The sequence below is a fragment of the Psychrobacter sp. 1U2 genome (assembly GCF_051847575.1).
Genome location: NZ_JBPYDC010000595.1, coordinates 1 through 951, shown reverse-complemented (window position 1 = coordinate 951; position 951 = coordinate 1). Strand labels below are relative to the sequence as shown.

Here is a 951-nt window from a genome sequence, read left to right as displayed (position 1 = left end):
TGGACAAACCATCGTACTTGGTGGTGTTTTCAAAAACCGTGTCTCTAATGGCGTGGATAAAGTGCCATTCTTAGGTGATCTGCCTTATATTGGTCGCGCATTCCGTAAAGATGTCCGTAGCAACGCAAAAGAAGAGCTGCTTATTTTTGTCACACCAAAACTCATTAACGACGGTATTAGCCGTTTGGATTAAATCTGTTTTGTTCATAGGTCACAAGCCATAAAAAAGCGAGCCCAAGTGCTTGCTTTTTTATGGTCTATCATTTAATAAAATCTAATTTTACTGATAATAAACTCAGCTCATTACTAGCCAGAATAACGATGACGTTGTATGATAGTTAATTTATCTGAGTGAGTGCTATGTTGGAGGAATTGCCATCGGTATTCTTAGTTGGGCCGATGGGAGCGGGTAAGACCACTATTGGCCGGTTGCTTGCTAAGCAGCTAGGACGAGAGTTTATGGACAGTGACTGGTATATCGAGTCACAAACAGGTGCCGATATTGCTTGGATATTTGCAAAAGAAGGCGAGGTGGGGTTTCGAGCACGTGAGACACGAGCAATTGACGAGTTGACTCAGCGTCAGCATATCGTCCTTGCAACAGGTGGCGGCGCTGTCATGAGCGCTGACAATCGAAAGTTTCTGCATCAGCGCGGTATCGTGGTTTATTTGAACGCACCCGTAGAGGTACAAATGGCTCGCACTGCTAAAGACAAGTCGCGCCCATTATTGCAACAACCCAATCCCAGAAAAATACTACAAGATTTGTATAGCACTCGCGATCCATTGTATCGACAAGTGGCACACATTGTATTGCCAACTGGTCATACCTATCCTCGTCATATGGTCAATCAGTTATTACAGCAGTTGAAGACTTTTTTGGTGGCTGCAAGCACAGATTTAGAGTCAACAACACTAAAAGAGCAGGTAACAACCGATATCCAAACACAA

Annotated in this window: 2 protein-coding genes; both read left to right on the top strand. The window is 43.6% G+C overall.

What is annotated here, in order from left to right; translation table 11 throughout:
• The coding region (locus ACS8FD_RS17515; protein ID WP_439276788.1) for a hypothetical protein at nucleotides 1–193 on the top strand (193 nt) is incomplete at its 5' end.
• Between the two features lie 167 nt (nucleotides 194–360).
• The coding region (aroK, locus tag ACS8FD_RS17510; protein ID WP_439276787.1) for a shikimate kinase AroK at nucleotides 361–951 on the top strand (591 nt) is incomplete at its 3' end.